Source organism: Herbidospora daliensis (assembly GCF_001570585.1).
Classification (GTDB): Bacteria; Actinomycetota; Actinomycetes; order Streptosporangiales; family Streptosporangiaceae; genus Herbidospora; species Herbidospora daliensis.
In genome coordinates, this window is sequence record NZ_BBXF01000010.1 from 42,813 (window position 1) to 69,307 (window position 26,495).

Annotated in this window: 30 protein-coding genes; 13 read left to right on the forward strand and 17 right to left on the reverse strand. The window is 71.3% G+C overall.

Annotated features, from left to right (window positions below; genetic code table 11):
- The first annotated feature begins 224 nt into the window (after window positions 1-224).
- The 3 genes from AW274_RS35260 to era are packed head-to-tail and all read left to right on the forward strand — an operon-like array spanning window position 225 to window position 2,090.
- Entirely contained in the window at window positions 225-872 is a 648-nt protein-coding gene (locus AW274_RS35260; RefSeq protein ID WP_157520905.1) for a hypothetical protein, read from the forward strand.
- Window positions 869-1,198 (forward strand): cytidine deaminase-like protein, encoded by a 330-nt coding sequence (locus tag AW274_RS35265; protein WP_062442364.1) that lies wholly within the window; start codon window positions 869-871, stop codon window positions 1,196-1,198. The genes AW274_RS35260 and AW274_RS35265 overlap by 4 nt, the downstream gene beginning before the upstream one ends.
- On the forward strand, window positions 1,191-2,090 hold the full coding sequence (era, locus tag AW274_RS35270; protein ID WP_062442367.1) for a GTPase Era: 900 nt from the start codon (window positions 1,191-1,193) through the stop codon (window positions 2,088-2,090). Before AW274_RS35265 ends, era begins: the two co-directional genes overlap by 8 nt.
- Here era and AW274_RS35275 read toward each other — a convergent pair.
- The 7 genes from AW274_RS35275 to AW274_RS35305 form a co-directional block, all read right to left on the reverse strand.
- Window positions 2,081-2,497 (reverse strand): hypothetical protein, encoded by a 417-nt coding sequence (locus tag AW274_RS35275; protein WP_157520906.1) that lies wholly within the window; start codon window positions 2,495-2,497, stop codon window positions 2,081-2,083. The genes era and AW274_RS35275 overlap by 10 nt on opposite strands.
- A gap of 135 nt (window positions 2,498-2,632) precedes the next feature.
- Window positions 2,633-3,352 carry an urease accessory protein UreD gene (locus AW274_RS35280; protein WP_062442376.1) on the reverse strand — a complete coding sequence of 240 codons (720 nt, stop codon included), beginning with the start codon at window positions 3,350-3,352 and terminating at the stop codon, window positions 2,633-2,635.
- The gene (gene ureG / locus AW274_RS35285) at window positions 3,349-4,026 is read right to left on the reverse strand and encodes an urease accessory protein UreG (RefSeq protein ID WP_062442380.1); all 678 of its coding nucleotides are present in this window, start codon (window positions 4,024-4,026) and stop codon (window positions 3,349-3,351) included. Before ureG ends, AW274_RS35280 begins: the two co-directional genes overlap by 4 nt.
- Entirely contained in the window at window positions 4,016-4,867 is an 852-nt protein-coding gene (locus AW274_RS35290; protein WP_232320642.1) for an urease accessory protein UreF, read from the reverse strand. Before AW274_RS35290 ends, ureG begins: the two co-directional genes overlap by 11 nt.
- 10 nt (window positions 4,868-4,877) lie before the next feature.
- Window positions 4,878-6,590 (reverse strand): urease subunit alpha, encoded by a 1,713-nt coding sequence (locus tag AW274_RS35295; protein WP_062442385.1) that lies wholly within the window; start codon window positions 6,588-6,590, stop codon window positions 4,878-4,880.
- Complete coding sequence (locus AW274_RS35300; RefSeq protein WP_062442390.1) at window positions 6,583-6,909, reverse strand: urease subunit beta; 327 nt, start codon at window positions 6,907-6,909, stop codon at window positions 6,583-6,585. Before AW274_RS35300 ends, AW274_RS35295 begins: the two co-directional genes overlap by 8 nt.
- The gene (locus AW274_RS35305; protein WP_062340111.1) at window positions 6,906-7,208 is read right to left on the reverse strand and encodes an urease subunit gamma; all 303 of its coding nucleotides are present in this window, start codon (window positions 7,206-7,208) and stop codon (window positions 6,906-6,908) included. Before AW274_RS35305 ends, AW274_RS35300 begins: the two co-directional genes overlap by 4 nt.
- Window positions 7,209-7,439: 231 nt before the next feature.
- Here AW274_RS35305 and urtA point away from each other — a divergent pair, with 231 nt between their 5' ends.
- The 5 genes from urtA to urtE all read left to right on the forward strand — a co-directional run bounded on the left by urtA (window position 7,440) and on the right by urtE (window position 12,098).
- A complete protein-coding gene (gene urtA, locus AW274_RS35310; protein WP_157520907.1) occupies window positions 7,440-8,669 on the forward strand; it encodes an urea ABC transporter substrate-binding protein in 1,230 nt (409 codons plus the stop codon).
- Window positions 8,670-8,730: 61 nt separating this feature from the next.
- Window positions 8,731-9,597 (forward strand): urea ABC transporter permease subunit UrtB, encoded by an 867-nt coding sequence (urtB, locus tag AW274_RS35315; RefSeq protein ID WP_062442398.1) that lies wholly within the window; start codon window positions 8,731-8,733, stop codon window positions 9,595-9,597.
- The gene (gene urtC / locus AW274_RS35320; RefSeq protein ID WP_083975382.1) at window positions 9,594-10,664 is read left to right on the forward strand and encodes an urea ABC transporter permease subunit UrtC; all 1,071 of its coding nucleotides are present in this window, start codon (window positions 9,594-9,596) and stop codon (window positions 10,662-10,664) included. Before urtB ends, urtC begins: the two co-directional genes overlap by 4 nt.
- Window positions 10,661-11,422, forward strand: coding sequence for an urea ABC transporter ATP-binding protein UrtD (urtD, locus tag AW274_RS35325; RefSeq protein WP_062442401.1), 762 nt, complete (start codon window positions 10,661-10,663; stop codon window positions 11,420-11,422). The genes urtC and urtD overlap by 4 nt, the downstream gene beginning before the upstream one ends.
- Window positions 11,409-12,098 carry an urea ABC transporter ATP-binding subunit UrtE gene (urtE, locus tag AW274_RS35330; protein WP_062442403.1) on the forward strand — a complete coding sequence of 230 codons (690 nt, stop codon included), beginning with the start codon at window positions 11,409-11,411 and terminating at the stop codon, window positions 12,096-12,098. Before urtD ends, urtE begins: the two co-directional genes overlap by 14 nt.
- 130 nt (window positions 12,099-12,228) lie before the next feature.
- Here the strand turns inward: urtE and AW274_RS35335 are convergent, their stop codons facing one another.
- From AW274_RS35335 to AW274_RS35350, 4 genes are all read right to left on the reverse strand, one after another.
- Complete coding sequence (locus AW274_RS35335) at window positions 12,229-12,696, reverse strand: hypothetical protein (RefSeq protein WP_157520908.1); 468 nt, start codon at window positions 12,694-12,696, stop codon at window positions 12,229-12,231.
- Window positions 12,697-12,916: 220 nt separating this feature from the next.
- Window positions 12,917-13,858 carry a GNAT family N-acetyltransferase gene (locus AW274_RS35340; protein ID WP_062442409.1) on the reverse strand — a complete coding sequence of 314 codons (942 nt, stop codon included), beginning with the start codon at window positions 13,856-13,858 and terminating at the stop codon, window positions 12,917-12,919.
- Window positions 13,855-14,808 carry a GNAT family N-acetyltransferase gene (locus AW274_RS35345; protein WP_062442413.1) on the reverse strand — a complete coding sequence of 318 codons (954 nt, stop codon included), beginning with the start codon at window positions 14,806-14,808 and terminating at the stop codon, window positions 13,855-13,857. The genes AW274_RS35340 and AW274_RS35345 overlap by 4 nt, the downstream gene beginning before the upstream one ends.
- A 41-nt stretch (window positions 14,809-14,849) precedes the next feature.
- Window positions 14,850-15,092 carry a DUF2630 family protein gene (locus AW274_RS35350; protein WP_062442852.1) on the reverse strand — a complete coding sequence of 81 codons (243 nt, stop codon included), beginning with the start codon at window positions 15,090-15,092 and terminating at the stop codon, window positions 14,850-14,852.
- Between the two features lie 191 nt (window positions 15,093-15,283).
- Here AW274_RS35350 and leuA point away from each other — a divergent pair, with 191 nt between their 5' ends.
- Window positions 15,284-16,999 carry a 2-isopropylmalate synthase gene (leuA, locus tag AW274_RS35355; protein ID WP_062442417.1) on the forward strand — a complete coding sequence of 572 codons (1,716 nt, stop codon included), beginning with the start codon at window positions 15,284-15,286 and terminating at the stop codon, window positions 16,997-16,999.
- 183 nt (window positions 17,000-17,182) lie between these two features.
- Here leuA and AW274_RS35360 read toward each other — a convergent pair whose 3' ends face one another.
- The gene (locus tag AW274_RS35360; protein ID WP_063813864.1) at window positions 17,183-18,280 is read right to left on the reverse strand and encodes an NAD(P)/FAD-dependent oxidoreductase; all 1,098 of its coding nucleotides are present in this window, start codon (window positions 18,278-18,280) and stop codon (window positions 17,183-17,185) included.
- A gap of 70 nt (window positions 18,281-18,350) precedes the next feature.
- Between AW274_RS35360 and AW274_RS35365 the strand changes: the two genes are divergently transcribed.
- Window positions 18,351-19,244, forward strand: coding sequence for a Gfo/Idh/MocA family protein (locus tag AW274_RS35365; protein WP_062442426.1), 894 nt, complete (start codon window positions 18,351-18,353; stop codon window positions 19,242-19,244).
- Between the two features lie 6 nt (window positions 19,245-19,250).
- On the opposite strand, the gene AW274_RS35370 is transcribed toward AW274_RS35365, so the two are convergent.
- Both AW274_RS35370 and AW274_RS35375 read right to left on the reverse strand, forming a co-directional pair.
- On the reverse strand, window positions 19,251-20,222 hold the full coding sequence (locus AW274_RS35370; RefSeq protein WP_062442431.1) for a Glu/Leu/Phe/Val family dehydrogenase: 972 nt from the start codon (window positions 20,220-20,222) through the stop codon (window positions 19,251-19,253).
- Between the two features lie 169 nt (window positions 20,223-20,391).
- Window positions 20,392-21,060: a TetR/AcrR family transcriptional regulator gene (locus tag AW274_RS35375; protein ID WP_062442434.1), complete on the reverse strand. Its 669-nt coding sequence runs from the start codon at window positions 21,058-21,060 to the stop codon at window positions 20,392-20,394.
- A gap of 82 nt (window positions 21,061-21,142) precedes the next feature.
- Here AW274_RS35375 and AW274_RS35380 point away from each other — a divergent pair, with 82 nt between their 5' ends.
- The 3 genes from AW274_RS35380 to AW274_RS35390 are packed head-to-tail and all read left to right on the forward strand — an operon-like array spanning window position 21,143 to window position 24,044.
- Window positions 21,143-21,565, forward strand: a complete 423-nt coding sequence (locus AW274_RS35380) for an SRPBCC domain-containing protein (RefSeq protein WP_062442437.1) — start codon at window positions 21,143-21,145, stop codon at window positions 21,563-21,565.
- Window positions 21,562-22,458 carry an NAD-dependent epimerase/dehydratase family protein gene (locus tag AW274_RS35385; RefSeq protein ID WP_062442440.1) on the forward strand — a complete coding sequence of 299 codons (897 nt, stop codon included), beginning with the start codon at window positions 21,562-21,564 and terminating at the stop codon, window positions 22,456-22,458. Before AW274_RS35380 ends, AW274_RS35385 begins: the two co-directional genes overlap by 4 nt.
- A 17-nt stretch (window positions 22,459-22,475) precedes the next feature.
- Window positions 22,476-24,044 (forward strand): alkaline phosphatase D family protein, encoded by a 1,569-nt coding sequence (locus AW274_RS35390; RefSeq protein WP_062442445.1) that lies wholly within the window; start codon window positions 22,476-22,478, stop codon window positions 24,042-24,044.
- Here the strand turns inward: AW274_RS35390 and rocD are convergent.
- The 3 genes from rocD to AW274_RS35405 all read right to left on the reverse strand — a co-directional run.
- Window positions 24,034-25,206, reverse strand: coding sequence for an ornithine--oxo-acid transaminase (rocD, locus tag AW274_RS35395; protein ID WP_062442450.1), 1,173 nt, complete (start codon window positions 25,204-25,206; stop codon window positions 24,034-24,036). The genes AW274_RS35390 and rocD overlap by 11 nt on opposite strands.
- Window positions 25,207-25,217: 11 nt before the next feature.
- Complete coding sequence (gene ddaH, locus AW274_RS35400; protein ID WP_062442453.1) at window positions 25,218-25,991, reverse strand: dimethylargininase; 774 nt, start codon at window positions 25,989-25,991, stop codon at window positions 25,218-25,220.
- Window positions 25,992-26,191: 200 nt separating this feature from the next.
- Window positions 26,192-26,495: Lrp/AsnC family transcriptional regulator (locus AW274_RS35405; protein ID WP_232320643.1), on the reverse strand; the 304-nt coding region annotated here is incomplete at its 5' end.

Sequence of the window (26,495 nt, forward strand, 5' to 3'; positions counted from 1 at the left end):
ATCCCCGGCATTCTTATTCCACGGCGTCCGGGAGGGGTTCGGGGCGCCGCACAAGGGGTCGATCGGTGCGCCGGGAGGGGTTCGCGGCGCACCGGCTGATCTGAGGGGGATCATCGATTAGGGGGCTCTCGTCCGGCGAGAGCCCCCTAATGATGTTTTTAGGCCCGTTGACATCCGGGAATGAAGCCCGGGGGATGTCGACGGGGGGACCTGGAAAAATGCGCGTGGCGAAACTCACCATCGCCTGCTGTCTGCTCGCCGCCGTGGCCGGATGTGGCTCGGGGCCCGTGGGCGACGCCCGCACCACCCCCCAGGCGCTCAAGATCAAGGCGCTGTTCGCCGACCTCGACGAGATCCCGCGCGGCTTCGCGACCCGGTCGCGGCCCGGCTGGGAGGAGCCGTTCGAACCGGTCGTCCAGGAGTGCCGCCGCCTGTTCAACCTGATGGCCGGCCGCCCCGCCCGCAAGGGCCTGACCGCCGCCACCACCGCCAGCTACCTCGGTGAGGGGGTCGGCCAGACGGCCGCCGTCTCCCTGGCCCTGTACGGCTCCCGCGAGGCCGCCGACCAGATGGACGAACTGGCCGCCGCCTCCCGCAAGTGCACCACCGCCCGCGACCAGACCCCCGGCGAGGTCAACCGGCTGACCGTGGCCCCGCTCGCGGTGTCGGAGCGCGTCCTCGAAGGCGGCGGCGTCGCGCGCCGCCTGGTCGGCCGGGTCGGCGGCTACCCCTACGAGATGCACCTGATCGTGGCCCGCCAGGGCGGGGCCGTGATCGGCCTGGTGAACGGCGGCATGAGCGGCGCCGACGCCCGCACGACCGAGGAACTGGCCCGGTTGGTGTCCCGCAAGGTCGCTACCCTTGACCTGTGACGCTCGACCCAGAAGACGAAAAGATCCTCACCCTGGCGCGGTCGGCCAGGGCCAGGAACGGCACCGCCGAAGGCGCCGCCGTCCGTGACGAGACCGGCCGGACCTATGTCGCGACCGACGTGAACCTGCCCTCGCTGCGGCTGACCGCCGTGCAGGTCGCGGTGGCGACGGCCGTGTCGAGCGGGGCCCAGGGCCTGGAGGCCGCGGCGCTCGTCAGCGACGCCGAGGAGCCCGCCCGGGAAGACCTGGCGGCGGTGGAGGACCTGGGCAACGCGATCCTGTTCCACGCGGGCCTCGACGGTTCGCTGAAAGGCCGATATGTCTGAGCACCGCGCGGGGTTCGCCGCGTTCGTGGGGCGGCCCAACGTGGGCAAGTCGACCTTGATGAACGCCCTGGTCGGCACCAAGGTCGCCATCACCTCCTCCAAGCCGCAGACCACCCGGCGGGTGATCCGCGGCATCGTCCACCGGCCCGACGCGCAGCTCGTCATCGTCGACACCCCCGGTCTCCACCGGCCGCGCACCCTGCTGGGGGAGCGGCTCGACAGCCTGGTGCTCTCCACGCTGACCGAGGTCGACGTGCTGGGGTTCTGCGTCCCGGCCAACGAGCCCATCGGCAAGGGCGACCGGTTCATCGCCGAGAAGCTCGGCGCGGTCAAGAAGACGCCCGTGGTCGCCGTGGTCACCAAGTGCGACCTGGCCACCCGCGAGCAGGTCGCCAAGCAGCTGCTGGCGGTGTCGCAGCTGGCGGAGTTCGCCGAGATCGTGCCGGTCTCGGCGAAGGGCGACGACCAGCTCGACGTGCTGGCCGACCTGCTGATCGAGCGGCTGCCCGAGTCGCCGCCCCTCTACGCGGGCGGCGAGCTGACCGACGAGCCCGAGCAGGTGCTGGTCGGCGAGCTGATCCGCGAGGCGGCCCTCGAAGGCGTGCGCGACGAGCTGCCCCACTCGATCGCGGTGGTGGTCGAGGAGATGGGCCCCCGTGAGGGGCGCGACGACCTGCTCGACGTCTACGCGTTCATGTTCGTCGAGCGCGACTCGCAGAAGGCCATCGTCATCGGGCCGGGCGGCTCGCGGCTGAAGGACGTCGGCAGCAGGGCGCGCAAGCAGATCGAGGCGCTGCTCGGCAGCCGCGTCTACCTCGACCTGCGGGTCAAGGTCGCCAAGGAGTGGCAGCGCGACCCGAAGCAGCTGCGCCGGCTCGGCTTCTACGACTGACCGGGCGGCTGACGCCGCCCGACGAGGGCGAGGCAGGCCAGCGCCGCGACCACGACCGAGGCGCCGAGGCCGGCGAACCAGCCGTACATGATCGTGGGTTCGACCGAGACCAGGCCCGGGATGGCCATCGAGAGGCGGTCGAACCCATGGGGCCTGGTCAGGAACATCGCCAGCGCGAACGCCGCGACCGCGCCCGGCAGGATGGCCAGGCCGGTGACGATCCGGTTGCGGGAGATGCCCAGCGCGCCCAGCACGGCCGCGACGACGCCCGACCCCATGACCCACCAGCCGGCCGCGTCCTCGGTTCCGTGGACGGCGGTCAGGTCGGCGTTGACGACCCCGAACGTGGCGCTGATGCCGAACCAGGGCAGCACCCCGGTCATGGCCAGGCCGAGCCCCGCTATCACGACGGCCAGCCCTAACAAGGTGCTTGTTCCGCTTCGATCCGGTGTGGGGGGATGTGCGGTTGCCACCTCCCCAGCCTAGGGGAAGCGAGGCGCCGGCGGCCGGAAGCCGACAGTGGCTCGCGCGAGCGAATCCCCCTATACGGACACGCGGCTCTCTCCCCAGGAGAGCCGGTTCCGGAGTTCGACCGCGTCGGCCGCGAGCGCCGAGACCAGCGTGCCCGGACCGGCCAGGGGCAGCACCGCGACCCCTTCGGCGACCTCCGCCTCCTTGGACGCGGCCGTGATCAGGGTGCTGCCGACGCAGCGGGCCGTGCCGAACACCGCCGGGCTGCCGTCGGCGTCGGGGTCGCCCACGACGAACTCCTGACGGAGCAGGGGACGGCCGGCGAACGTCGCGTCGAAACGGGAGTGGCAGCGGCCCGGCCGCTCGCCGTGGCGGCCGAAGACGATCTCCTCACGCCAGAACAGGGACGCGTCGGGCTCCAGGGTGATCGCCGTGGTCATCCGGTGGTCGCAGGCGGCCGCCAGGACCGTCGGCTCGGGGGCGAAGACCAGGGAGCCGCCGGAGGCGACGTACACGTGGATCTCCATCAATGAGCGGCCGGTGCCGGGGAGCACCAGCGTGCTCGCGATGGAGCGGACCGTCAGGGAGGTGCCTTCGGCGACCTCGACGTCGAGTCTCAGCCGGTCGCCGCCCAGGGGGCCCGCGCCGGTGCTGACCAGGTGGACCTCTCCGGGGGCCGTCTGGCGCAACGTGATCGGCGGGTCGGAGCGCATCGTCTCGACGCGGGTGCGGCCCCGGTCGTCCAGGCCCGTGCGCAGGATCGCACGGGCCCGGACCAGCGCCTTCGTCATGACAGGTGGCTGTGGGAGTGCTGGTGGCGCCACGACTCGACGAGGCCCGACACCCATTCGGCGACCGAGTGGGCGCCCTTGTCCTCGCGGATCGAGGTGAACAGCACCGGCTTGCCCTCCCGGACCGCCGCCGCGTCGCGGGACATGACCGTGAGGTCGGCGCCGACCATCGGGGCGAGGTCGGTCTTGTTGACCACCAGCAGGTCGGCCGACGTGACGCCGGGGCCGCCCTTGCGCGGCACCTTGTCGCCGCCGGAGACGTCCAGGACGAAGATCTGGCGGTCGGCCAGGCCCCGGCTGAACGTCGCGGTCAGGTTGTCGCCGCCCGACTCGACGATGACCAGGTCGAGGGGGCCGAAGCGCTCCTCCAGGGTCTCGACGGCGTCGATGTTGGCGGCGATGTCGTCGCGGATCGCGGTGTGCGGGCAGCAGCCCGTCTGCACGGCCAGGATCCGGTCGGGGTCGATGACGCCTGCCCTGCGCAGGAAGTCGGCGTCCTCGGTCGTGTAGATGTCGTTGGTCACCACGCCCAGGCGGAGCGACGGCCCGAGGCTCCGGCAGAGCGCCGCGGTCAGGGCGGTCTTGCCGCTCCCGACCGGGCCGCCGATGCCCAGGCGCAGCGCCCGGCCGTGCCCGTCGGGCGCGTCGTGGTGGTCATCGTGGTTAGCTGACAAAGAGCCTTACCTCCGTACGTAGGTGCTGTTCGGCCAGCAGATCGAGAGCGGGGGCGGCATGCGCGGGTAGCGCGGACCAGTCGTGCTGTTCGGCGATGACCGAGTCATAGGGGAGGTCGGCCAGGACGCGGTGCACGGTCACCGGGTCGAGCCCCAGCAACCTGACCGCGGCCGTGGCCGCACCGGTGACGGACGTGTACGCGGCCGCCATGGCGGCCTGCGCGGGCGTGCAGCCCGCCGCCCGCGCGGCGACGCCGAGGGCGATCGGGTGGTGCGCGCCGTCGGGCACGTCGCGGGCCAGCTCTTCGAGTGCCCTGGACGGCCAGATCCGCTTGGCGGTCCTGACGAGAAGGCGGCCCTGGGTGCGGCTGGCCAGCCGCTGCGCGGGCGAGGCGATCCGCGCGTCGGCCTCGGCATCGAGCAGCCGCCACTTGTCAGCCGCATCGGCCGCGCCCGCAGGCCCGGTCGAAGTGGGGTCGCCGGAGTCCGCGGCGCGGATGTCCGGCACTTCGGTGTCCGGAAATTTCGGTACATGGGCTGCCGCGCAGGCGGACCAGGCCAAGGCCGCCGCCACCCGGCCCGCCGTCGCGAGCCGGCCCCGGAGGAACCGCGCCAGGTCCTCGGGGCCGGAGATCGCGCCGGTGCGGCAGGCCTCCTCCGCGCCGCCCGAATGGGCGTGACCGCCCGCGGGCAGCCGCGAGTCGGCGAGCAGCAGCAGACCGGACAGGCCGGTCAGGCCGGTCAGATCGGCCGGGCCCGGCTGACCGGTCAGGTCGGTTGTCGGCGGCATGCCGGAGGCCGCGCCGGTCAGGGCGGGGGCTTCGGTCGCCGTTACGTCCATGGACCTTCGCCTAGAAGAGGAAGTAGCGCTGGGCCATGGGCAGGACCTCGGCCGGGGCCGGTTCGATCAGTTCGCCGTCGACCTTGACGGCGAAGGTGTCGGGGTGGACGTCGATGTCGGGCAGGGCGTCGTTGAGGGGCATCGACTCCTTGCCCCGGCCGCGGACGTCGGCCACCGGGACCAGCCGCCGCTCGACGCGCAGGCGGTCGGCCAGGTCGCCTTCGAGGGCCAGGGGCGCGACGAAGTGGACCGAGGTCCGAGACGGGGCCGCGCCGTAGGCGCCGAACATGGGGCGGGGGAGGACCGGCTGCGGGGTCGGGATGGAGGCGTTGGCGTCGCCCATCTGGGCGTAGGCGATCATGCCGCCCTTGACGACCAGGTCGGGCTTGACGCCGAAGAACGCCGGGGTCCAGAGCACCAGGTCGGCCAGCTTGCCGACTTCGACCGAGCCGACCTCGGCGTCGAGGCCGTGGGCGATCGCCGGGTTGATGGTGTATTTGGCGACGTACCGGCGGGCTCTGAGGTTGTCGGCCGGGCCGGACAGCGCGCCGCGGCGCTTCTTCATCACGTGGGCGGTCTGCCAGGTGCGGATGATCGTCTCGCCGACGCGGCCCATCGCCTGGGAGTCGGAGCCGATCATCGAGATGGCGCCGATGTCGTGCAGGACGTCCTCGGCCGCCATCGTCGAGGGGCGGATGCGGGACTCGGCGAAGGCCAGGTCTTCGGGGATCGACGGGTTCAGGTGGTGGCAGACCATGAGCATGTCGAGGTGCTCGTGGTGGGTGTTGACCGTGTGGGGCCGGGTCGGGTTGGTCGACGACGGCAGGATGTTGCGCTCCCCGGCGACCTTGATGATGTCGGGGGCGTGCCCGCCGCCGGCGCCCTCGGTGTGGTAGGCGTGGATGCTCCGGCCGTTGATCGCCGCCAGGGTCGACTCGACGAACCCGGCCTCGTTGAGGGTGTCGGTGTGGATGGCGACCTGCACCCCGGTGGCGTCGCAGACCGCCAGGCACGCGTCGATCGCGGCGGGGGTGGTGCCCCAGTCCTCGTGCAGCTTGAAGCCCGACGCGCCCGCCCGCAGCTGCTCCAGCAGCGCCTCGCTGCTGACGGTGTTGCCTTTGCCGAGGAGGGCGACGTTGACGGGCATGCCGTCCATCGCCTCCAGGATCCGGCCGACGTACCAGGCGCCGGTGACGGTGGTCGCCTTGGTGCCCTCGGCGGGGCCGGTGCCGCCGCCGACCAGGGTGGTGACGCCGCTGGCTAGGGCCTCCTCGACGATCTGGGGGCAGATCAGGTGGACGTGGGAGTCGACCGCCCCGGCGGTGACGATCTTGCCGTTGCCGGCCAGGATCTCGGTCGACGGGCCGATCACCAGGTCGGGGTGGACCCCGTCCATCGTGTCGGGGTTGCCGGCCTTGCCGATGGCGACGATCCGGCCGTCGCGCACCCCGATGTCGGCCTTGACGACGCCCCAGTGGTCGAGGATCACCGCGCCGGTGATCACCAGGTCGGGGGCGCCCTCGGCACGGGTGGCGCGGGCCTGGCCCATCGACTCGCGGATCACCTTGCCGCCGCCGAACACCGCCTCGTCGCCGGCTCCGGCGGGGCCCATCGCGAGGTCGTCGGTGACCTCGACGAACAGGTCGGTGTCGGCCAGCCTGATCCGGTCGCCGGTGGTCGGGCCGTAGAGCGCCGCGTAGCGGGCGCGGGAGATCTCAGGCATGGGGGCCTCCGTCGAGAGGGCCGGCCCATTCGGAGCGCAGGCCGGGCACGACCCGCTTCCCGGCGATGGGCACCAGGGTGACGTCGCGCTCGACGCCCGGCTCGAACCGGACGGCGGTGCCCGCCGGCACGTCGAGTCGGTGACCCCAGGCGGCCTCGCGGTCGAACTCCAGCCCGGGGTTGGCGGCGGCGAAGTGGTAGTGGGAGCCCACCTGAACGGGCCGGTCGGCGGTGTTCACCACCCGCAGCGTCACCCGCTCGCGGCCGGGGTTCAGCGGCACGGGCCCGTCGCCCGGCACGATCTCTCCGGGGACCGTCATGTGATCGGGTGGTGGACGGTGACGAGCTTGGTGCCGTCGGGGAAGGTGGCCTCGATCTGGACGGAGTCCAGCATCTCCGGCACGCCCTCCATGACGTCCTGACGGCGCAGGACCTTGCGGCCCGCGTCCATGAGATCGGCGACCGACTGGCCGTCGCGGGCCCCTTCGAGCAGGAACGAGGCGATGATCGCGGTGGCCTCCGGATGGTTAAGGCGCAGGCCTCGGTCCATCCGGTCGCGCGCGACGCCGGCCGCGACGTGAATGAGCAGGCGTTCCTGCTCGTGTGGGGTGAGCCGCATGGCCGGACCCTAAGAAAGATCGGTTTCAATGGCGTTTCGGGGTGATGACGGACGCGTTTCCGCGTTTTCCGGCGCCGCCGGTCAATGATAGCGCCGTCTGTAGCGTTCGTCCGTTGGGTGAAGTTTCGGTAATCGGCTATTAACCTCCCCGATTTTCCCGGGAAATCGCGCTCGATCACCTTTGCGGCAGATGGGTCGGTGCGGGGGCCGTATCGGCAAGGAGGAAATTCATTGCTTAACGCATTCTTACGGACCGCGGTGGGCGCGGGTCTGGTGCTGGCGCTGGCCGCGTGCGGCGGCGAGCCGACCGAGAGCACGACCGGTGGCGCGGCCGCGGCGGGCGGCGACACCATCAAGGTCGGCCTGCTGCACTCGCTCAGCGGCACGATGGCCATCAGCGAGGTCACGGTCCGCGACGCCGAGCTGCTCGCGATCGAGGAGATCAACGCCGCGGGCGGCGTGCTCGGCAAGAAGCTCGAACCGGTGGTCGAGGACGGCGCCTCCGACTGGCCGACCTTCGCCGAGAAGGCCAACAAGCTGATCAGCCAGGACAAGGTCGCCACCGTCTTCGGCGGCTGGACCTCGGCCTCGCGCAAGGCGATGCTCCCGGTCTTCGAACGCCACAAGGCGCTGCTCTGGTATCCGGTCCAGTACGAGGGCCTGGAGTCCTCCCCGTACATCTTCTACACGGGCGCGACGACCAACCAGCAGATCATCCCGGGCCTGGACTACCTGAAGGAACAGGGCAAGACCAAGATCTTCCTGGTCGGCAGCGACTACGTCTTCCCCCGTACCGCCAACAAGATCATCAAGGCGTACGCGGCCGCGAACGGAATGACGATCCTCGGCGAGGAATACACGCCGCTCGGCCACACCGAATACTCCACATTGACCAACAAGGTCGTGCAGGCGAAGCCCGACGCGGTTTTCAACACGCTGAACGGCGACAGCAACGTCGCCTTCTTCAAGCAATTGAAGAGCGCCGGCGTGACCGCCGAGTCGATGCCCGTGCTCTCGGTCTCGGTGGCCGAGGAGGAGGTCACCGGAATCGGCGTCGACAACATCGTCGGCCACCCGGTGGCGTGGAACTACTACCAGACCACCGAGAACGCGGCCAACAGCAAGTTCGTGGCCGCCTTCAAGGCCAAGTACGGCGACGCCAAGGTCACCTCCGACCCGATGGAGGCCGGCTACAACGCGGTCTACCTGTGGGCCGAGGCGGTCAAGAAGGCCGGCACGGTCGAGGTCGAGGCGGTCAAGAAGGCGTCCGGCGGGATCGCGCTGGAGCGTCCCGAGGGCCTGGTCACCATCGACGGCGAGACGCAGCACATGTACAAGACGGCCCGGATCGGCATCATCCAGCCCGACGGGCTGATCAAGGAGGTCTGGAACTCGGGTGAGCCGATCAAGCCCGACCCCTACCTGAAGTCGTATCCGTGGGCCGGGAGCCTCGCCTCCTGACGCCGCTCCTCCCGGGGCGCCCGCGTGCGCCCCGGGACCGTACCTCCAGAAAGGGGGCAGGGTGGAGGGAATCCTCAACCAGCTGCCGATCGGGTTGTCGATCGGGGCGGTCCTGCTGCTCATCGCGCTCGGGCTGACGTTCACGTTCGGGCAGATGGGCGTGATCAACATGGCCCACGGCGAGTTCATCATGGCCGGGGCGTACACGGCCTACCTGCTGCAGGACTTCGCCGGCCGGAACGCCGTGCTGGTGGCGCTGCCGGTGGCGTTCCTGGTCGCCGGGCTGATGGGGCTGATCCTCGAACGCGCGGCCATCCGGCACTTCTACGGCCGGCCGCTCGACACGCTGCTGCTGACCTGGGGCGTCTCGCTCGTGCTCCAGCAGGTGGCGCGCGACCTGTTCGGCGCGCCGAACGTGCAGGTGACGTCGCCGACGTGGTTGCAGGGCACGCTCGGGCCGATGCCGTACAACCGGCTGTTCATCCTGCTGCTGGCCGTGGGGTCGGTCGTGGCGATCTGGGTCTACATGAACCGGAGCGCGCAGGGCCGCCGGATGCAGGCCGTGATGCAGAACCGGCAGCTCGCCGCGACCAGCGGCATCAACACCGGGCGGGTCGACCAGCGCACCTTCTTCATCGGGTCGGGGCTGGCCGGGATCGCCGGGGTCGCCCTCACCCTCATCGGGCCCGTCGGCCCGACGCTCGGCACCTACTACATCGTCGACGCGTTCCTCGTGGTCGTCGCGGGCGGCCTCGGGCAGCTGCGCGGCGCGGTCATCGCCGCGCTGGCGCTGGGCCTGCTGAACTCGTACGCGGAGTTCTGGACCAACGCGAGCCTGGCCAAGGTGATCGTGTTCGTGGTGATCATCGCCTTCCTCCAGTTCCGGCCGCAGGGCCTGTTCGTCCTCCGTTCAAGGGCGCTGACATGACAGCCATCCTCGAGAAGCCCCCCGTCACCCCGGCCCCCGTCAAGGAGCCGCGCGACTGGCGCGGGCCCGCCCTCTTCGCGCTCGTCGCGGTCATCGGGCTCGTCGTCATGCCGCTGGTGCTGGAGCCGTTCCGGCTGGGGCTGCTGGCCAAGTACCTCACCTACGCGATCGTCGCCCTCGGCATCGGCCTGGCCTGGGGCCAGGGCGGCATGCTGACCCTCGGGCAGGGGGTGTTCTTCGGCCTCGGCGGCTACGCCATGGGCATGCACCTCAAGCTCAACGACGCCGGCGACGGCCTGCCCGACTTCATGGTCTGGAGCGGCGTCGAGACGCTGCCCGCCCTGTGGGAGCCGTTCCGCAACCCCGTCTTCGCGATCGCCATGGTGGTGGTCGTGCCCGGGGCGGTCGCCTGGCTGCTCGGCACGCTGGTGTTCCGGCAACGGGTGCGGGGCGCCTACTTCGCGATCCTCACCCAGGCCCTCGCGGCGGCCATGGTGATCCTCCTCGTCGGCCAGCAGGGCCTGACCGGCGGCACCAACGGCCTGACCAACTTCTTCGAGTTCTTCGGCCAGGACGTCGCCGCCGACTCCACCCAGCGCGGCCTCTACTTCACCGTCGCGATCGTGCTCGGCGTGCTGTTCCTCGGCGCCTGGCAGCTCCAGCGGTCGCGGTTCGGGCGGCTGCTCCTGGCGGTGCGCGACGGCGAGGACCGGGTGCGGTTCCTCGGCTACAACCCGGCCACCGTCAAGACGATCACCTTCACCCTCTCGGCGGTCATGGCGGGCATAGCGGGCGCGCTGTTCGTGCCGGTCGTCGGCATCATCTCGCCGGCCCTGCTCGGGGTCGTGCCGTCACTGGAGCTCGTGGTCGCGGTCGCCGTCGGCGGGCGGTTCGCGCTCGCCGGGGCCGTGCTCGGCGCGGTCCTCATGGGCTACGCCAAGACCTATTTCAGCGAGGAACTGCCCGACGCGTGGCTCTACCTCCAGGGCGCGCTGTTCATCCTGGTCATCGGCCTCGCGCCGAAGGGGATCATCGGGTTCTTCCGCAGGAAGGACGTGACGGCATGACCGCCCTGCTGGAGGTCCGCGACGTCTCGGTCGTCTTCGACGGGTTCCGGGCGCTCGACGGGGTCGACTTCACCGTCGACCACGGCGAGCTCCGCTTCCTGATCGGCCCGAACGGCGCCGGGAAGACCACCCTGATCGACATCATCACCGGCCTGACCAAGCCGACGACCGGCACGGTCGGTTTCGACGGCGCGGTCATCAACGGCAAACGGGAGCACGAGCGGGTGCGGCTCGGGATCGGGCGCACCTTCCAGACCTCGGTGGTCTTCGAGGAGCTGACCGTCCTGGAGAACCTCGACCTGGCCGCCTCGTTCCGCCGGCCGCTGCTCTCGCTGCTGGCCCGGCGCAGGGGCGTGACCGAGAAGGTCGCCGAGGCGCTGGAGACGACCGGGCTCGGGGACCTCGCGAAGAAGAAGGCGGGCGTGCTCTCCCACGGGCAGCGCCAGTGGCTGGAGATCGGCATGCTGATCGCCCAGGGCCCCCGCCTGCTGCTGCTCGACGAGCCGGTCGCAGGCATGTCGGCCGACGAACGGGCCCGGACCGGCGACCTGCTCACCGAGATCGCCAAGGACCACACCGTCATCGTGATCGAGCACGACATGGACTTCCTGCGGCGGTACGCGTCCACCGTCACCGTGCTCCACGAGGGAAAACTCCTGATAGAGGGCTCGGTGGACGAAGTGCGGGCCGATCCGCGGGTACAAGAGGTCTATCTGGGTCGCGCGCGCGAGGAGGCCGCACACGATGTTGTCAGTTGACGATTTGGAGGCCGGATACGGCCGCGCCCGGGTGCTCTTCGGCGTCGGGCTGGCGGTCGAACCGGGGCAGCTCGTCTGCGTCATGGGCCGCAACGGCGTCGGCAAGACGACCCTGCTCAACACGATCATGGGCGTCATCCCGGCGACCGGCGGGACGGTGACCTTCGAGGGCCACGACGTCACCAAGATGAAGCCCCACGAGAGGGTCAAACTCGGCATGGGGTACGTCCCCCAGGGCCACGAGACCTTCCCCCAGCTCAGCGTCCTCGGCAACCTGCTGGTGACGCTGGAGGCGTCCGGGAACCCCCAGTCGGCGCTCGACGAGGCGCTCGACGTGTTCCCCCGCCTCAAACCGCTGCTGAAGCGCCGGGCCGGCTTCCTGTCGGGCGGCCAGCAGCAGCAGCTCGCCATCGCGCGGGCCCTGGTGACCAAACCGAAGCTCCTGATCCTCGACGAGCCGACCGAGGGCATCCAGCCGTCGATCATCATCGAGATCGAGGAGGCGATCGAGACCCTGCACGCCTCGGGAATCGCCGTCCTCCTCGTGGAGCAGTACCTCGACCTGGCCATGCGCCTGGCCGATCGCTACCTGATCCTCGACGGAGGCCACGTCGTCCACGCCGGAACGGCCGCCGACCTCCAAGGAGAGGAGGCCCGCAAACTGCTCGCCGTCTGACCGTTCTTGACAGTTCTCAGTAACGGCGCAGCTCAACGGCCAGAAGAAGGGTAGCGTCTAAGTCAGGACCCGTCGGGCCTCTCCCGGACTTGGTGGCACAGTCCGGGCCGGCCCGACGGGTCCCCTTTTTTCACCGGCCGAGACGGTCGTCCAGGACGAAAAGCACCTCCAGTGTCAGGAAGTCGTCTCCGTCCTCGTCGAGCCGGAGGGTCCGGCCGCTCCGGATGACCGCACGGGCCGTCTTGCCGTCGGCCGGGCCGAGCGCGTGACCCAGACCTCTGACCGCCTGTTCCCGGATCAGCAGCCGTCCGGCGGGCGAATCCCATCCCGGCCCGGTCGGCCCGCTCGCCACGGCGGCCGCCTCGGCCCGCAGGGCGTCGGCGCGCTCGGCCAGTCGGCGGCGCAGGTCCTCGTCGGGTGCGGTCGCGGTCAGGGCGGTGCGGGAGAGGTCGTCGTCGAGACCGGCGACCCTGACGATCAGGCGCGCGGCCAAAGCGATGATCCCCGCGTAGGTGGGCGCCGCCACCACGGCCGCGAGCGCCTGGTCACGGCCGATGAGTTCGTGGTGCTCGGGCTCTAAGAAGATCAGCGAGTCCATGCCGTCCATGATGCCCGTCGACCCGGTGTCACCGGTTCGTCGTTCGGCTGGTTGCCGCTTCCCGAGGAGATCAGGAGCGACGTGGCCGCCGCCGACCTGGCCGGGAAGGGCATCCTGGTCTCCGCGTCGGACGCCTTCGCGGTGCCCCCGGCGACCGCCAACGGGCTGCGGCTGGCGCTGGCCGGTCCGCCGTTGGAGCGGCTCGCGGACGTCCTGCGGGTCATTCGCGCAGTTCCCAGATCTGCCACACGTCCAGGAGCCGGTAGCCCAGGCGCTCGTTGATGGCGATCATGTGGTGGTTCGAGACCGCGTTCCAGGTGATCACGCGGTCGACCGCCGGTTCGGCCGCGAACATGTGGGCGTTGTTGCGCAGCTTGACGTGGAATCCCAGGTTGCGGCCGCGGTGCCGCTTGAGCACGGCCGTGTCGGTCTGCCGGGCCCAGCCCGCCGGGTCGTCGGCGTCGGCGAAGACCCGGGTGAAGGCCGCCGCCTCGCCGTCGGCGGCGCGGGCGACCGTCGTGTAGACGGTCTGGCGGGCCGGGGCCCAGGTGTCCTCGTAGGCGCGGACCAGGGTGGTGGTCCAGCGTTCGGCGTCGACCTCGTGGTCGTCGGTCGGGGCGTCGTTCATGGCGGCCAGCAGGGGCACCATCTCGTCGAGGCGGCCGGGCGGGGTGGGGCCTAGGGTCGTCTCGAAGGTGTAGCCGTCGGGGGCGGGGGCCGGGGCCGCCTGGCTCGACCGGTGGAGCACCCGCCTGGCCTCGGTGTACACGGCGCGGAAGCCGCGGCGGGCGAGGAAACCCTCGTCCTTCGCCTCGACGATCAGCTTCGAGCGGCCGAGGGCGCGGGCGCGTTCGCGGGCGACGCCGAGCAGGGCCGAGCCGACGCCCCGGCCGCGCCGGTCGGGGGCCACTTCGAGCACCCGGATCAGCACGTCGCCGAGACGGTCGCGGTCGAACAGGTGGAGGGTCACGCCGCCGATCACCCGGCCGTCGTCGATGGCGAGATAGGTCTCGGAGGGCACCGAGCGCCAGCCGCGCTCCACCCACAACCGGAACAGCGCGGGCGACAGCGGCGGTCCGGGGGCGTGCAGGCCGCCGGCCACCCGGTGGTAGCCCGCCGCCAGGTCGGGGGAGGCGGCCCAGTCGAGCGGAACGATGTTCATACGCGCAGTTCCCACTCGTGCCAGACGTCGAGGAGCCGGTAGCCCATCCCTTCGTTGATCGCGACCATGGGGCCGTTGGCGACGGCGTTCCAGGTGATCACGCGGGTCAGGTCGGGGCGCTCCCGCTTCAGCCAGGTCGTGTTGGCCTCCTTGACCCACCGGCCGAGGCCCCGGCCGCGGTGGGCGCGGACCACACCGGTGTCGGTCTGCCGGCCCCAGCCGCCGGCCTCCTTGCGGTCGGCGAACAGGCGGGTGAAGGCGGCGGGCGAGCCGTCGCCGGCGCGGGCGACCACGGTGAAGACGTCCTGGTGCGTCAGGTCCCAGGCGTCCTCGAAAGCGGCGATGCCGTCGGGGGTCCAGCGCTCCTCCTCGACCGCCAGGTCGTCGAGCGGGGCGTCGTTCATGATCTCCATGAGGGTGATCAGGTCGCCGACCAGCGGTTCGGGCGTACGGCCGCGCAGGTACTCCAGCCGGTAGCCGGGCACCTGCCGCTCCGGCGCGTCGAAGGCGGTCAGGTCGAGCACCCGCCGGGCCTGGGTGGCGACCTGCCGCGCGCCCTTGGCCTTGAGGAACGCCTCGCCGGGACCCGCCTCGGCGACCTCGACGAGCACCATCGCGCGGCCGTGGGCGCGGGCCCGTCCGGCGACGTGGGCCAGCAGCGCGCCGCCCACGCCGCGTCGCCGGTGCCCCAGGTCCACCTGGAGGTACCGGATCAGGGCCAGGTGGGTGTTGTCGCGGTCGGGGAAGTGCACGGTCGCCCCGCCGACCACCCGGTCGTCGTCGAGCGCCAGCCACGTCTCGGCCGGCATGGCCCGCCAGCCGCGCTCGGTCATCAGCCGGAACAGGGGGGCGGGTATCCGGGGTCCGGGAGCCATCCAGCCGGCCGCGAGCGCGTGGTATTCGGCCAGCCTGCCGGGCTCGGCCGCGAAGTCGAGGGGGACGATGTCCATGGGGTCAGTCCACCCCCGCGGCCCCTGCCGGGGCCACCGATTTACTGCTGGTAACCCTCGACCTCGGAGACCGGGCGGGCCACCGCGCCGTCGGGGTTCTCGCCGACGCCGCGCCGGGCCCGCCGCTGGCGGAGCAGGTCCCAGCACTGGTCGAGGGACTCTTCCAGGTTCTTGATGCGGCCGCGCTCCTCGGCGGAGGCCTGTCCGGCGGAGATGCGGGCGCGGAGCTGGTGCTCCTCGTCGATGAGGTCGCCGATGCGGCCGAGAATCTCGTTGTCCTGCATGATCCCCACTCTATTGGTCGTCTCGGGAAGGCCACTCCGGGGGCTCTGGTAGCCTCGAACCTATGCTGCGCGGGCTGCTCCTCCTTAGCCGCCGCGTCGAGGGCCTGTAACAGGCCGGCTCCCTCGTCGCGGTGCGAGTCATGCGCGTCGGCCACGTCCTGTGATGTGACCACCTACGAGGAGCCCTCGAAATGTACCCCCGGCAACAGCCCAGCCCCATGCCCTTCCGGCGCTATCAGCCCTTCACCCCCGTCGCCCTGGCCGACCGCACCTGGCCGTCGAAGGTGATCGAGCAGGCCCCCCGCTGGTGCGCGGTCGACCTGCGCGACGGCAACCAGGCCCTGATCGACCCGATGGACTCCACCCGCAAGCTGAAGATGTTCGAGCTGCTGGTGCAGATGGGCTACAAGGAGATCGAGGTCGGGTTCCCGGCCGCGTCCCAGACCGACTACGACTTCGTCCGCAAGATCATCGAAGAGGGGCGCATCCCCGACGACGTGGTGATCCAGGTGCTGACCCAGGCGCGGCCCGAGCTGATCGAGCGCACCTACGAGTCGCTGCGCGGGGCCAAGCAGGCCATTGTCCACCTCTACAACTCCACCTCCACCCTGCAGCGCCGCGTGGTGTTCGGGCTGGACAAGGAGGGCATCACCGCCATCGCGGTCGAGGGCGCCAAGCTGTGCAAGAAGCTGGCCGACGACATGGCGGGCGAGACCGAGATCTACTTCGAGTACTCGCCCGAGTCCTACACGGGCACCGAGCTCGAATACGCCGTCGAGGTCTGCGACGCCGTCAACGACGTCTGGCAGCCGACCCCCGACCGCAAGGTGATCATCAACCTGCCGGCCACGGTCGAGATGGCCACCCCCAACGTCTACGCCGACTCGATCGAGTGGATGCACCGCAACCTGCGCTACCGCGACTCGATCGTCCTGTCGCTGCACCCCCACAACGACCGCGGCACCGCCGTGGCCGCCGCCGAGCTGGGCTACATGGCCGGGGCCGACCGGATCGAGGGCTGCCTGTTCGGCAACGGCGAGCGCACCGGCAACGTCTGCCTGGTCACCCTGGGGATGAACCTGTTCTCCCAGGGCATCGACCCCGAGGTCGACATCTCCGACATCGACGAGGTGCGCCGGGTCGTCGAATACTGCAACCAGCTGCCCGTCCACCCGCGTCACCCGTGGGGCGGCGAGCTGGTCTACACCGCGTTCTCCGGCTCCCACCAAGACGCGATCAAGAAGGGCTTCGAGCACCTGGAGCGCGACGCCGCGGCGGCCGGGGTGCCGGTCGACGAGTTCGCCTGGGCGGTGCCCTACCTGCCGATCGACCCGAAAGACATCGGCCGCACCTACGAGGCCGTCATCCGGGTCAACAGCCAGTCGGGCAAGGGCGGCGTGGCCTACATCATGAAGGCCGACCACCAGCTCGACCTGCCCCGGCGGCTGCAGATCGAGTTCTCCCGCGCGGTCCAGGCCCGCACCGACGAGCAGGGCGGCGAGGTGACCCCGGCCCAGATGTGGGAGGCGTTCACCGACGAATACCTGCCGAACCCGGTCAACCCGTGGGGCCGCATCGGCCTGCTGGCCCACCGCACCACCTCGGCCGTCGACGACAAGGACGCCATCAGCGCCGACGTCCGCGTCGAAGGCCAGATCCGCGAGATCCACGGCACCGGCAACGGCCCCATCTCGGCGTTCTGCGACGCGCTGGGCTCGCTGGGCATCGACGTGCGGGTGCTCGACTACACCGAGCACGCCATGAGCGGCGGCGCCGACGCCAAGGCCGCCTCCTACGTCGAGACCGAGATCGACGGCCGCGTCCTGTGGGGCGTCGGCATCGACGCCAACACCACGACCGCCTCCCTGAAGGCGATCATCTCCGCCGTCAACCGGGCGAACCGCTAACAGCTCGAAGGCGCGGGACCGCTCAGGTCCCGCGCCTTTCTTTTTCCGTTACGGCTCCGCCCACCCCGGCCCCGCCCGCCGTAGCCGCTCCGCGCCGCATCCGGCGCCGACCGGCCGCGTCAGCGAGCCGCCGTCACGAGCTCAGGCGTCACGAGCTCAGGCGGCGCGGTTCGAATGTGGGCCTCATGCGGTGAAGCGCGTCGGGGCCAGGTCCGCCGGGGGGCTTTCCAGGCCGAGCACCATTTCGGCGCACATGCGGCCGACCGCCGGGGAGATGGCGAAGCCGTGCCCGCTGAAGCCGGCGGCCACGAACAGCCCGGCGGGGCCGACCGGGCCGAGCAGCGGGGCCAGGTCGGGGGTGATGTCGTAGCAGGCGGCGTACGACTGGGCGAAGACGACGTCGGGGAAGGCCGGGAAGCGGGTGGTGAAGCGGGCGGCCGCGCGTTCGAGTTCCACGTCGGTGGCCTTGTTCAGGTAGCCGTCGGGGGTGGTGAGCCCGGCCCCGGTGTGGCTGCCGATGAGCAGGCGGCCGTGGTTCTCGTGGCGGACGTACTGCATGCCGACCAGGTCGGTGAAGGCCGGGACCGGGCCGACGGGAGCGCCGGGCGAGGCGATCACGATGGGCTCGCGCATCGCGCCGATGGGCAGGGTCACGCCCAGGGGCGCGACGAGGTCGGCGGTCCAGGCGCCGGCGGCGACGATCACGGTGCGCGCGCCGACCACGCGGCCGTCGGCCAGGCGTACACCCGCGATGGCGGAGGAGTCGCCCAGGAGGGCGGCGACCCTGGTGTGTTCCAGGATGCGGGCGCCGCCGCGCTGGGCCGCCCCGGCGAAGTGGCGGCAGGCGGCGACCGGGTCGCCGTGGCCGCCGCGGGGTTCGAAGGCGAAGGCGGCGAAGTCCTTGGTCTGCAGGCCCGGCCACAGGGCCGCGACGTCGTCGTGGGTGACCATGGCGACGTCGATGCCGAGGTCCTGGCGGCGGGCCACGTTGGCGCGCAGCGCGGCGGCCGACTCCTCGCCGACGCCGACCACGTGGCCCGTCTGCTGGAAACCGAGGCCGGGGTGGCGTTCGAAGAAGCGGGTGCCCTCCCACGCCATCGCGGTCAGGGTGGCGCGGTCGTAGTGGCAGCGGACCAGCCCGCTCGACTTGGCGGTGCCGCCGGAGCCGGTGGTCCGGCGCTCCACGACCAGCACGTCGCGCTGCCCTCGGGAGGTCAGCGCGGCGGCGATCGACAGGCCTTCCAGCCCGCCCCCGATGATCACCACGGCGTGGGAGCTCATGGCGGGAAGTGAACACTTGCCACATTGCCCCCATGTGGCCCGCCGGTTTCCGGCGGGTAACCTTCGGGCCATGAAGATCGCGATGATCGGTCTGGGCGACATCGCCCGGAAGGCGTACCTGCCGGTGCTCAGCGCCATCGACGGGGCCGAGCTGGTGTTCTGCACCCGCGACCCGGCGACGCTGCGCGAGCTGGGCGACGCCTACCGGGTGACCCGGCGGCACACGTCGGTGGCCGAGGCCGTCGCCGGGGGAGCCGACGCGGCGTTCGTGCACGCCGCGACCTCGGCCCATCCGGCGATCGTGACCGAGCTGCTGGAGGCGGGGGTGCCGGTCTTCGTCGACAAGCCGCTCGCCTACCGGCTGGAGGAGTCGGAGCGGCTCGTGGCGCTGGCGCGGGAGCGCGGGGTGCCGCTCATGGTCGGCTTCAACCGCCGGTACGCCCCCGGCCTCACCGCCCTGCGGGACCTGCCACGCGATCTGGTCATTTTGCAGAAGAACCGGCACACCCGGCCGGAGGACCCGCGCACGATGGTCTACGACGACTTCATCCACGTCGCCGACACCCTGCGCTTCCTGGCCCCCGGCGAGGTGACCACGACGTCGGTGCGGTTCCGCACGACCGGCGGCCTGCTGGAGCACCTGGTGCTCGAACTGTCGGGCGACGGGTTCACCGCCCTCGGGATCATGTCGCGGGTGAGCGGCCAGACCGAGGAGACCTGCGAGGTCGTCGGCCGGGGGGAGAAGCACAAGGTGCTCGACCTCGGCGAGGAGGTCGCCTTCACCGAAGACGGCGAGGTGCGCCGGCGGCGTCCCGACTGGGTGCCCGTCGGCACCCAGCGCGGCTTCCGCGGGGCCTGCCTCGCCTTCCTCGAAGCGGTCGGCGAGGGCAGGCTGCTCGACGCGGGCGACGCGCTGGAGACGCACCGCCTGTGCGAGCGCATCCTCGACGAGGTCGGCCGGTAGGGCCGGTCAGCAGCTCCGCGACGTGCAGGCGTCGGCGACCCTGCCGACGGCGATCACGTGGGCGGCCTGGCGCAGGGTCAGGCCCCTGTCCCGCGACAACGCCGTGACCTGCCGGTAGGCGGGTTCCAGGTGCTCGCGCACCCGGGAGTCGAGGTCGCCGACCGCCCATTCGCTGTGGGAGGCGATCGCGCCGCCCGCGTTGGCGAGCAGGTCGGGCACGACCACGCAGCCCCGCCCGGCCAGGATCTGGTCGGCCGCCGGGGTGACCGGGCCGTTGGCGGCCTCCACGACCAGCGGGGCCCGGACCTCGGTCGCGTTGTGGGCGGTGACCGTGCCCTCGGTCAGCACGAGCACGTCGGCGTCGGCGCCGAGCCCGCCGCCGACCGGCGTGAACCCGGCCTCGGCCAGCTTGGCGGTCACCATGGCCGCGACCGCGCCCGTGCCGTGCACGGCGACCGTCCGGCCCCGTCCCGGCCCGAGCAGCACCCGGACGCCGAGCGCCACGGCCTCGGCCAGGTCGGTCCGAACGGGGGCGAGCGGGACGTCGCGGCCCGCCAGCGGCTGGATCTCGTGGGTGTAGCGGCGGGTCAGCCGGTCGAGCTCGCGCTCGGTCAGCCCGGCCGGGTCGACGGCCACGCCGCCCTTCGCGCCGCCGTAGGGCAGCCCGGTCAGGGCGCATTTCCAGGTCAGGCCCATGGCCAGGGCGGTGACCTCGTCGAGGTCGGTGGCGGGATGGAACCGCACGCCGCCCTTGGCCGGGCCGCGCGACAGGTTGTGCTGCACGCGGTAGCCCTCGATCACGTCGATCCGGCCGTCTTCGCGGCGGACCGGGACCGAGACGGTCAGTGATCGGCGGGGCGTGGCGAGCAGCTGGTGCAGGCCCTCGTCGAGGGCGAGGAAACGGGCGGCCTCGGCGAGGTGGTGCTGGGCGGAGGCCAGCGGGGCCGACGGCGCTGTCGGGATTTCCGTGACGGTCATAGCGGTGGTGCCTCTCGGATCGATCACCCGTCGCCATTGACGGGTGATGTCCACCATTGTGGTGAAGTTCGATCACGGCGATGTCCTGTTTTACGGGCATGTCGCCGTTTTTTCGCGGAGCCTGGTGTCCACTATCGCACCGGTTTTGTCACTGGTCGTGAACGGGGTGTTACAAACCGAGGTACCTCGCGAGGGAGCGCATGCCCGCGTCGAAGATCTCGCGCCGATGGGTGATCGTGTCGCCGAACTGGCCGAACAATTCGAAGCTGACGGCGCCGAACAGGGCCGTCCAGGCGGTGACCGCCGGGATGACGACCTCGTCGGCGACGCCGGGCATCACGCTGCGCAGCGCGTCGAGGTCGGGCCCGATCGCGGCCGGCGGAGTCGCCGCGACCGGGGAGACCGGCCTGGCGTCGGCGATGATCCGGCCGTAGACGAGGGTCGTGCGCATGGCGGGCGCGACGGTGTCGCGGGGGGCCTGGTAGCCGGGCACGGGGGAGCCGTAGAGCAGGGCGTACTCGTGGGGGCGGGCGAGCGCGAAGTCGCGGACGGCGTGGCAGAGCGCGAGCCAGCGGCCGGTGGGGTCCTGGCCCTGCTGCGAGGCCTCGGCGGCGTCGCCCAGGGCGTTGTAGCCGTCGAGGATCAGGGCGGTGAGCAGGTCGTCCTTGGTCGCGAAGTAGCGATGGATGGCCGATGACGCCATGCCCATCTCCCGGGCGACCGCCCGCAGCGACAACCCGGCCGCGCCGTCGCGCGCCAGGTGGGTGCGGGCGATGTCGGTGATCTCGCGGACCATCTCGGCCCTGACGCGCTCCCGCGCGGTCTTGGCTGCGCTCATCTCCGGAGCTTAACAGAGCGGCGTACAGAAAAGAGAGCAGTGCTCTTGACGAGCGGTGCTCTTAAGAGAGAGCATTGCTCTCATGAACGAGCTGCACACCGTGCGGAACACCTCCTCGACCGAGATCGGCGCCCCGTCCGCCGAGGTCTGGGCGCTGCTGTCCGACCTGCGGGGCTGGCGGCGCTGGTGGCCCGAACACCAGGTGCTCAACCTGGGCGAGGTCGCGCCGGGCGAGCGTTTCCGGTGGCGGCTGGGCGGGGTGCGGATCAGCTCCCGGTTCGCCGTCGTGACCGAGGGCCGCGAGCTCAGCTGGACCGGGGTCGCGCTCGGCCTCTACCGGGCGCTCGACCGCAACACCGTCGAGCCGCTGCCCGGCGGGCGCACCCGCCTCACCGTCTCCGAGACCCTCGCCGGGCCGCTGGCCGGGCTGCTCTACCCGGCCGCCAAACTGCGCGCCGGACATGAACGTTTCCTCCAGGCGATCAAGAAAGAGGCCGAGAAATGAGACACGTCGTCATCGGGGCCGGCCAGGTCGGCGGTCAGCTCGCCGAACTGCTGCTGGCCGAAGGGCACCAGGTCGTCCAGGTCTCCCGTTCGGGGTCGGGCGCGCCGGGGGCCGTGAAGGTCGCCGCCAGCGCGGCCGACGCCGACGCGCTGCTGCGGGCCTGCGAGGGGGCCGACGCGATCTACAACTGCGTCAACCCGCCCTACCACCGCTGGCCCACCGACTGGCCGCCCATGCACGCCGCGATGGTGCGCGCCGCCCGGGAGACCGGCGCCGTGCTGGTCATGCTCGGCAACCTCTACGCCTACGGCCCCGTCTCCGGCCCCATGACCGAAGACCTCCCCTTGGCCGCCACCCACGTCAAGGGGCGGGTGCGGGCGCGGATGTGGGAGCAGGCGCTGGCCGCCGGGATCCGGACCACCGAGATCCGCGGCTCCGACTACTTCGGCCCCGGCTCGACCGGCGAGGCCTACCTGACCACGCAGGTCATCCGCCCCGCCGCCGAGGGCCGGCCGGTGGTCGTGCTGAGCGACCCCGACGTCCCGCACGCCTGGACCTACCTGCCCGACGTCGCCCGCGCCCTGGTGATCGCCGGTCGCGACGAACGCGCCTGGGGACGGCCCTGGCACGTGCCGACCTCGCCGGCGCTGACCTTCCGCGAGGTCGCCGAACGGTCGGCCGCGCTGGCCGGGGCCCGCAGGCCGCGCATCGTGCGGGTGCCCCGGGCGGTCTTCCACGCCATGGGGTGGGGCTCGCCGAAGATGAAGGAGCTGCGGGAGACCCTCTACCAGTTCGAGGCGCCGTTCCTGCTCGACTCGAGCGACTTCGAGAAGACCTTCGGCACCACGCCGACACCGATCGACGAGGCCCTGGTGGCATCCATCCCGAGATAGGCGGTATCACTAGGAGAGTGGCACAACTAGTGATCGGCCCCCTCCTCCGCCACGTCGACGCGACGACCGCGTCCATCTGGGTGGAGACCAGCGACCCTTGCACGGTCACCGTCACTGCGGGCGCCGAACAGTCGACAGAGCGCACCTTCACGGTGCACGGACACCACTACGCGATCGTGGACGTCCCCGTGACCGAACCCGTCCCCTACCAGATCCACCTCGGCGACGAGGCGGTGTGGCCGCTGGACACGATGGACCCCAGCGTCATCCGCCCGGTCGACCGGCTCGACAAGGTGGTCTTCGGCTCGTGCCGGACCAGCGTCCCCCACGACACGGCCCACACCATCACCCACGGCGTGGACACCCTGTTCGCCTTCGGGCACGCCCTGACCGTCCACGACGAGCTTCCCGACCTGCTCATCATGCTCGGCGACCAGGTGTACGCCGACGAGCCGTCCCGGGAGATGCTCGACTACATAAAGGCCCGCCGCGGCGACCAGGAGCCCATCGGCGAGATCGCCGACTTCGAGGAGTACGCCGAGCTCTACCGCCAGGCGTGGAACGACCCGGAGATCCGGTGGTTGTTGTCGACGGTGCCGACGACCATGATCTTCGACGACCACGACCTGCGCGACGACTGGAACACCAGCAAGGACTGGCGGGCCGCGATGGCCAAGGTCCCGTGGTGGCCGAGGCGGGTCGTGGCGGGGCTGGGGGCCTACTGGGTCTACCAGCACCTGGGCAACCTGTCGCCGGCCGAACGGGCCGCCGACGAGGTCTACTCGAAGATCAGGGCCGGCGACGGCGACGGCGCGGCGGTGCTCGACGCCTTCGCCCAGCAGGCCGACGCCGACCCGACGACCAGCCGGTGGAGCTACGCGCGCGACTTCGGCGACACCCGGCTGATCATGCTCGACTCGCGGTGCGCCCGCCATCTGGAGCCCCGCGAGCGGTCGATGCTCGACGCGACCGAGTGGGCGTGGCTGGAGAAGGTGCTGGCCGACCCGCCCGAGCGGGTGCTGATCGGCTCCTCGGTGCCGATCCTGCTCCCGGCCGGCATCCACTACATCGAGGCCTGGAACGAGGCGCTGGCCGACGGCGCCTGGGGCAAGACGGTGGCCCGCTGGATGGAGAAGGCCCGGCAGGCCGTCGACCTGGAACACTGGGCGGCCTTCCGGCGCTCCTTCGACCGGCTGCTGACGATGCTGGCCGCCTCGGGCACCACCGTCATGCTGATGTCGGGCGACGTGCACTACTCCTACGTCGCGCGGGTCAAGGGGCTGCCGATCTACCAGCTGGTCTGCTCGCCGATCCGCAACCCGCTCAGCCGCACCCTGCGCCTGGCCAACGTGATCGCCCAGTTCGGGGTGGCCACGGTGCTCGGCGGGCTGATCGCCAAGACCGCGAAACTACCGAAGCCGCCGGTGAAATGGCGTATCACCGACGGCCCCTGGTTTCCCAACGCGCTGGCCACCCTCACTCACGAGAACGGCACGCACGTGGTCCGGTGGGAGACGCCGACCGTCCTCGACGACCCACCGAAGCTCAAGGAGGTCTCCCGGGTGGAGCTCACTCCTATTCCTTAAGGACGGCCTCCAGCTGAGCCAGCGCCCACTCGATCTCGCGGGCCTCGACCACCAGGGGCGGGGCCAGCCTGATCGTGCTCCCGTGGGTGTCCTTGGCCAGCACGCCGCGCGCCATCAGGCGCTCGCACACCTGCCGGCCGGTGGCCAGCGACGGGTCGACGTCGACCCCCGCCCACAGGCCCCGGCCGCGGACGGCGGTCACCCCGGGCAGCGCCCGCAGGCCGTCGAACAGCACCGGTTCGAGCGCGCGGGCGCGGGCCTGGTATTCGCCCGACTTCAGCAGGTTGACCACGGTCTCGCCGACGGCGCAGGCCAGCGGGTTGCCGCCGAACGTCGACCCGTGCTGGCCGGGCTTGATCACGCCCAGCACGTCGGCGTCGGCGGCCACGGCCGAGACCGGGACCACGCCGCCGCCGAGCGCCTTGCCCAGGACGTACATGTCCGGGACCACGTTCTCGTGGTCGCAGGCGAAGGTGTCGCCGGTGCGGCCGAGGCCCGACTGGATCTCGTCGGCGATCATCAGCACGCCGCGCTCGGTGCACAGCTCCCTGACCTGGCGGAGGTAGCCGTCGGGCGGGACCAGCACCCCGGCCTCGCCCTGGATCGGCTCCAGCAGCACGGCCACGGTGTTCGCGTCGATCGCGTCGGCGATCGCCTCGGCGGAGCCGTACTTCACGATCCGGAACCCGGGCGTGTAGGGGCCGAAGCCGTCGTGCGCGTCGGGGTCGGTGGAGAAGCTGACGATCGTGGTGGTGCGGCCGTGGAAGTTGTCCTCCATCACGACGATGTTGGGGTCGGTGATCCCCTTCACGTCGTGGCCCCACTTGCGGGCGACCTTGATCGCCGTCTCGACGGCCTCGGCGCCGGTGTTCATCGGCAGGATCATGTCCTTGCCGCACAACTCCGCCAGCCCCGACGCGAACGCGCCGAACCGGTCGTTGAAGAAGGCGCGGCTGGTCAGGGTGACCCGGTCGAGCTGGGCGTGGGCCGCCGCCAGGATCACGGGGTTGCCGTGGCCGAAGTTCAGCGACGAGTAGCCGGCCAGGCAGTCGAGGTAACGCTTCCCCTCGACGTCGGTGACCCAGGCGCCCTCGCCGGAGGCGATCACCACGGGCAGCGGGTGGTAGTTGTGCGCGCTCCGGCTCTCGGCCAGCTCGATCATGTCTCGCGTGTTCAAAGGCGGATCTCCAGGGTGCAGCACTTGGGGCCGCCGCCGGCCTTGCGCAGTTCCGACAGGTCGACCGGGACGACCGAGTAGCCGTTGCGCTCCAGCTCGGCGCTGAGCTTCACGGCCTCGGCGTTGACGATCACATTCTTGCCGTCGGAGACGGCGTTCAGCCCCAGCACGAGCGCGTCCTCCTCCGAGGCGATGATCGCGTCGGGGAACATCCGCCGCAGCACCCGCAGGCTGCCGTCGGAGAAGGCGCCCGGGTAGTAGGCCACGTTGCGGCCGTCGAGCGGGAACAGCGCGGTGTCGAGGTGGTAGAAACGCGGGTCGACCAGCCGCAGCGTGATCACCGGGCGGCCGAGGAACTCCTGCGCCTCCATGTGGGCGGCGACGTCGGTCCGGAAGCCGGTGCCCGCCAGGATCACCTCGTCGAGGGTGAGGAAGTCGCCCTCGCCCTCGTTGGTGAAGTTGGCGTCCTTGACCGGCAGGCCGAGCTCGGCGAACCACTTGGCGTAGGCGGGGCCCTCGTCGGCCCGCTCGGGGTGGGCGAACTTCGCGCCGTAGACGTGGGCGTCGACCACCAGGGCGCCGTTGGCGGCGAACACCATGTCGGGCAGCCCCTCGACCGGGTCGATCACGCTCACCCGGTGGCCCAGCGACTCGTAGGCCGCCTTGAGGGCGTCCCACTGCTCCAGGGCCTTCTCGGCGCTGGCCCCGGCGGCCGGGTCCATCCACGGGTTGATCGCGTACGTGACGGCGAAGAATTCCGGACGGCACATAAGGAAATGACGCGTGGTGGCCACCCGCTCGCGGGTGGTGGTCGTCGTCTCGTAAGCGGGTGTGTTCACGCACGTCTCCGGCGGTGAGCTGGGGCAACTGCTCTCAGACTAGGAACAGCCGACCTGGGCTCCAATGCGGCGACATTGCGTCCTTAACGCGGTCTCTTGCGTTCTTGGGGCGGTCTGCGGTGATTTGTTGCTCAGGTGATCAGACGGGTGAGCACGATCGCGCTTTTGGTCCTGGTGACGAACGGCTCGGCGGCGATCCGCTCGATGACCTGCTCGACGTGCCGGACGTCGGTCGCCCGGATGTGCAGCAGCGCGTCGGCCTCGCCCGTGACGGTGCAGGCGGAGACCACTTCGGGGTGCCGTGAGACGGCCAGCCCGATCTCGGCGGGCGAGGTCTTGCCCCGGCAGAACAGTTCGACGTAAGCCTCGGTGGTCCACCCGAGGGCGGCGGGCTCGACCCGGGCGGTGAACCCGGTGATCGCCCCCTGCTGGACC

What these genes read in the sequence shown, in the direction of transcription:
- era (WP_062442367.1), top strand. Translation starts at nt 1,191, where the DNA reads ATGTCTGAGCACCGCGCGGGGTTCGCCGCGTTCGTGGGGCGGCCCAAC.
- AW274_RS35280 (WP_062442376.1), bottom strand. Translation starts at nt 3,352, where the DNA reads ATGACGAAGGCGCTGGTCCGGGCCCGTGCGATCCTGCGCACGGGCCTG.
- AW274_RS35290 (WP_232320642.1), bottom strand. Translation starts at nt 4,867, where the DNA reads ATGGACGTAACGGCGACCGAAGCCCCCGCCCTGACCGGCGCGGCCTCC.
- AW274_RS35295 (WP_062442385.1), bottom strand. Translation starts at nt 6,590, where the DNA reads ATGCCTGAGATCTCCCGCGCCCGCTACGCGGCGCTCTACGGCCCGACC.
- AW274_RS35300 (WP_062442390.1), bottom strand. Translation starts at nt 6,909, where the DNA reads ATGACGGTCCCCGGAGAGATCGTGCCGGGCGACGGGCCCGTGCCGCTG.
- AW274_RS35305 (WP_062340111.1), bottom strand. Translation starts at nt 7,208, where the DNA reads ATGCGGCTCACCCCACACGAGCAGGAACGCCTGCTCATTCACGTCGCG.
- urtC (WP_083975382.1), top strand. Translation starts at nt 9,594, where the DNA reads ATGACAGCCATCCTCGAGAAGCCCCCCGTCACCCCGGCCCCCGTCAAG.
- urtD (WP_062442401.1), top strand. Translation starts at nt 10,661, where the DNA reads ATGACCGCCCTGCTGGAGGTCCGCGACGTCTCGGTCGTCTTCGACGGG.
- urtE (WP_062442403.1), top strand. Translation starts at nt 11,409, where the DNA reads ATGTTGTCAGTTGACGATTTGGAGGCCGGATACGGCCGCGCCCGGGTG.
- AW274_RS35335 (WP_157520908.1), bottom strand. Translation starts at nt 12,696, where the DNA reads ATGGACTCGCTGATCTTCTTAGAGCCCGAGCACCACGAACTCATCGGC.
- AW274_RS35340 (WP_062442409.1), bottom strand. Translation starts at nt 13,858, where the DNA reads ATGAACATCGTTCCGCTCGACTGGGCCGCCTCCCCCGACCTGGCGGCG.
- AW274_RS35345 (WP_062442413.1), bottom strand. Translation starts at nt 14,808, where the DNA reads ATGGACATCGTCCCCCTCGACTTCGCGGCCGAGCCCGGCAGGCTGGCC.
- AW274_RS35350 (WP_062442852.1), bottom strand. Translation starts at nt 15,092, where the DNA reads ATGCAGGACAACGAGATTCTCGGCCGCATCGGCGACCTCATCGACGAG.
- leuA (WP_062442417.1), top strand. Translation starts at nt 15,284, where the DNA reads ATGTACCCCCGGCAACAGCCCAGCCCCATGCCCTTCCGGCGCTATCAG.
- AW274_RS35360 (WP_063813864.1), bottom strand. Translation starts at nt 18,280, where the DNA reads ATGAGCTCCCACGCCGTGGTGATCATCGGGGGCGGGCTGGAAGGCCTG.
- AW274_RS35365 (WP_062442426.1), top strand. Translation starts at nt 18,351, where the DNA reads ATGAAGATCGCGATGATCGGTCTGGGCGACATCGCCCGGAAGGCGTAC.
- AW274_RS35370 (WP_062442431.1), bottom strand. Translation starts at nt 20,222, where the DNA reads ATGACCGTCACGGAAATCCCGACAGCGCCGTCGGCCCCGCTGGCCTCC.
- AW274_RS35375 (WP_062442434.1), bottom strand. Translation starts at nt 21,060, where the DNA reads ATGAGCGCAGCCAAGACCGCGCGGGAGCGCGTCAGGGCCGAGATGGTC.
- AW274_RS35380 (WP_062442437.1), top strand. Translation starts at nt 21,143, where the DNA reads ATGAACGAGCTGCACACCGTGCGGAACACCTCCTCGACCGAGATCGGC.
- AW274_RS35385 (WP_062442440.1), top strand. Translation starts at nt 21,562, where the DNA reads ATGAGACACGTCGTCATCGGGGCCGGCCAGGTCGGCGGTCAGCTCGCC.
- rocD (WP_062442450.1), bottom strand. Translation starts at nt 25,206, where the DNA reads ATGATCGAGCTGGCCGAGAGCCGGAGCGCGCACAACTACCACCCGCTG.
- ddaH (WP_062442453.1), bottom strand. Translation starts at nt 25,991, where the DNA reads ATGTGCCGTCCGGAATTCTTCGCCGTCACGTACGCGATCAACCCGTGG.